The 3,841-nt window shown below is 45.0% G+C and carries 3 protein-coding genes and 1 tRNA gene; all 4 read right to left on the reverse strand.

Features of this window, described 5'->3' with window-relative positions; translation table 11 throughout:
• Window positions 1-2,057: hypothetical protein (locus Q0X35_RS06100; protein WP_297566563.1), on the reverse strand; the 2,057-nt coding region annotated here is incomplete at its 3' end.
• 292 nt (window positions 2,058-2,349) lie between these two features.
• A tRNA-Ala gene (locus Q0X35_RS06105) sits at window positions 2,350-2,425 on the reverse strand.
• An 88-nt stretch (window positions 2,426-2,513) separates the two neighbouring features.
• Window positions 2,514-3,173, reverse strand: a complete 660-nt coding sequence (locus Q0X35_RS06110) for a histidine phosphatase family protein (protein ID WP_297566565.1) — start codon at window positions 3,171-3,173, stop codon at window positions 2,514-2,516.
• Between the two features lie 9 nt (window positions 3,174-3,182).
• Window positions 3,183-3,614: a ribosome silencing factor gene (rsfS, locus tag Q0X35_RS06115; protein WP_297566567.1), complete on the reverse strand. Its 432-nt coding sequence runs from the start codon at window positions 3,612-3,614 to the stop codon at window positions 3,183-3,185.
• Between the last annotated feature and the right edge of the window lie 227 nt (window positions 3,615-3,841).

The following is a 3,841-nucleotide window of genomic DNA, read 5'->3' on the forward strand; positions in this document are numbered from 1 at the left end:
GCACCGGTACCGCCGTTACCGTCGTAGGTGACAGTGACCTGGATGTCTTCCCAGATAGCTTTAACTACCGTATCTGCCTTGACTATAAATTTGTCATTAGCAGCATATTCTTTGTCGCCTATCTGCCAGGTCTTAAATTCTTGATTCTCATTAGGAGCAGTAAAGATATTAGCCAAAATTGCATACTCAACGCCCTTGTTCAGAGTCTTCCCAGCCATACTGCCCTTACCACCGTTGCGGTCATAGCTGACAGTGGCAGTTTCGAGCGTCTTGGTTGCCGGAGCTGAATCAAGCTTATCGGTGTCACCCTCCAGACCGCCTTTATCTTTCGCTTTTACCGTGACAGTTCCACCAACTTCGATGTCTTCAACTTTCAGAGTAATCACACCGGTGTTCGCATCAACCGTGGCATTATCTGCTGACCAAGTGGTCTTACCGGAAGCTTCGTCCACAGTTCGCGTTGCGGTGACGGTTTTCTCTGCTCCAGAAGCATCCTTATAGGTGACGGTGTAGGACAGCAAGTCGGTATCATCACCGGGATCTTTATAAGCCGGTGGAGTAATAGTGACTTCACCCTTATCCGTATCTACCGCAATCGCAGGAGAATTAGGTTTGATATTTTTCACCAGATCCTTGGCTGGGATTGTTCCTTTTGGTTCAGCTCCGTCTTTTACCTTGACTGAACCATCTGCATTTTTTACAGGTACCGGATTCCAATTACTATCATAAGTAACTTCCGCATCATTACCGCTAAATATCTTAACGTTTCCGTTGTCATCAAATTGTATAACTGCCGGAACCCCATCCCAGTCTCCAGTCCCATCGGGAAGTTTAGATGTACCATTTACCGTATTGGCATCTCGAATAGCTTCCTCGATGGCTTTTTTATCGGCATCAGTTAATTTGTGAGGATCCCTCACGGCGACTTTGTCGGGGGTTGTTATTACCGGCTCAGACTTCGCGCAAGAACGGAATTTATGTGGCTCTTTGACAAGGATACCGAACTCTTTTCCGAGTTTTAAATCGTTAACCTTATCATTGATTGGGAAAGTAACTGTTGTTCCGTCTTTGGATACTGTTTGAGACATATCATCTGAGGTAGATTTGTCCACTTTGCAGCTTCCATTTTCGCTAAAATTCTTGTCCTCTCCATCCGTAAAATTTTTGACAAAATAAAATTTCGTACCTTCGGCAACCTCTTTATCAAGCGTAACGATAATCTGTCCGTCTGTTACCTGAACTTTTTGTATTGTCGGAGCGGCAGATGTATCCGTTACCGTTTCGATTTTTAGGTCCGTAGCTTCAACTTTGCCTGATGTCGAACCATCAGTATAAGTTACTTCATAATAAGCATGGTCAGTACCATCAATAGAAAACTCAACTGATTTAATATCCCCTGCTATTGCAGTGTTTGCATCTTTCAACATTTGAACAGCTTCTGCTTGTTCATCTGTACTAACTTGGTTGGATGAAGTTTGTTCTATCCAAATTTCACCTTTTGGCATTTTCAAATCATCTTTATGCTGATCCTTTAAAGATGGTTTAACCTCAATAGTGATGGTCTTAGAGGTCTCGCCTACTTCCGTCACAGTTACCTTGTCACCTTCGGCAAGGGCACTACCTAAAGTTACACTCCATGTTGTTTTTTTCTGGGTAGGTGGAATAGAGACCGTTTTTTCTTCGGTTCCTCCGGCTTTGCGATTCACAGTTACAGTAATCGTAAAGGTTAGGTTTTTATGTTTCCGTTGACCTTGACCCATTTTTATGTTTCCGGAAATAGTTTTATTGCCAACAGATACTGTATCGACCACTGGCTCTCCCGCTGCACGCACACTTTGGCTAGCGAGCGGTTCACTTATCTCTAAATCTTCTGCCTGCACCAAAGCTGGCATAGCCAGCGTAAAGCACAAGGCAGAGAAAAGGAACATAGTTAGCAGTTTCCGGTAAATACTGCCGCGTTTACGCGCTAATTCACCCGAATTCTCTGCTGAAAAAACTTCGGATTTATTTTGAAAGTTAAGCATGAAGCCTTCCAATATATATTTATGTACAGACAATACATGGTAATTTTACCATTTCTACTTTAAAAGATATACCCTTCAATCAATGGTGAGGTATCTTATGTAAATCCGGAAAATAAATTGTAGGGCAGGCAAACCATAATACGGATATTTTTACCTCGAGTTTTTATTTAGATACGAAATTAACGAGTAGCTCTTTTTGCAATAAAATTTGCACGCGATAAAGATAATTGCACGTACTAAAAGCGAAAACTACAAAACTGGTAAAACAAATAAAATTGAGCGTTCCACAGAAAAAGCTTCTGCCTAGAAAACCTAGCAGAAACATTGGTGGAGCATAGGGGATTCGAACCCCTGACCTCTTCCATGCCATGGAAGCGCGCTACCAACTGCGCCAATGCCCCGCAGAATTAAAATAATTCGGCCAACTGTTTAATGATATGCAGAGTGCAGAAATTTTGCCACTTCGCATCTCGGATTAGGCGGTGATTCTCACCACGGGCGATCGAATACCGCTGTATCGGCATATTTTCTATTGTAGGTACTGATTCTCCACGGTGGATTAGCTCCTATCCGCGGCACTAATACTGACCAATGGCAGTTGTCCATTCCTTGAAAACCCACCCAAGTAGAGGGATTCATACCGAGCAAGCTCATAATACCGTTGGCGCTAACTCCCCCATGCGATACGAAAACTAGATTTTCTTCGCGCCCAGAATCAGCTTTTTCCACCGCTGCCACTGCATCTAATACTGCATCGCGAAAACGCATTCCACAGTGTTCACGCGTCTCCAGCCCCACTCCCGCCGGCTGCGCCCCGCTCCGCCAAACGTGCCACTGCTCGTACCAGCCTGCTTTGATTTCTTCATTGGTGAGCCCTTCCCACACCCCATAGCTACGTTCACTGAGCCGCTCATCAACTTCGAGAGGGATTCCTGCTAATTCCTGCAATACAGCAGCCGTAGCTCGCGCTCGCTGCAGATGTGAAGTATAGATTCGCGTAGGGCGAAGTTTCAGTAATTCCGGTGCCACCTCTTGTGCCTGCAGAACACCAGCTTCATTCAGGGGATTATCGGTAGAACCTTGAATGCGCAGCTGAATATTCTGATCAGTTTGCCCGTGCCGCCAAAATATTAATCGCTTTATAGCCATATGCTCCAGCTATTCCGATCCTAAATCAGTGAAATCAAAATAATTGGCCAGCGGTATCTCCGCCGCCGGAGCTGCCTTTATATCTTCTGGTAAAGCTATGCTCGGGCAATCTCCCCACAATTTATCCAGCGCGTAGTGGGCAAGATCTTCTTCTTGCTGCACATGCACCATAACTTCACCATAATCCAACAATACCCAACGCGCTTCCCCTTCGAGGCCCTCGCGCCGCAGCCGCTTATATCCTGCTTTACCGAGCGATTCTTCCACTTTGTCCACAATTGCTCGTACTTGCCGTTCTGTAGATCCGGCTAAAATCAAGAAGATATCCGTCAGCACCATCCGCTCCGACACATCTAAAGCCTGCAAAGAAGTAGCTTTCACTTCTGCAGCGCCGCGTGCAGCCAGTATCGTCATTTCAATTGCTCTATCTGTAGCGCTCACTATTCCCTTTCCTCAGCGGCGATTTTCTTTTCTCACTTCCCCGCCGCATTATTTCACCCAAGTACTTAAACGGCTATTTTTCCATAGTTCTAGTAGCTTTTCAGCTTTTATATTTCCAGAGATTTTCTCTAGAGCAATAGCGCGGTGCTCATCGTGAAATCACTTATTTCTCCCGCAGCGCTGAAAAAGAACAGATTTATTAGTGAACCGCCCAGATACCCTACGAT

Source organism: uncultured Arcanobacterium sp., assembly GCF_947253055.1.
Lineage (GTDB): Bacteria > Actinomycetota > Actinomycetes > Actinomycetales > Actinomycetaceae > Arcanobacterium_A.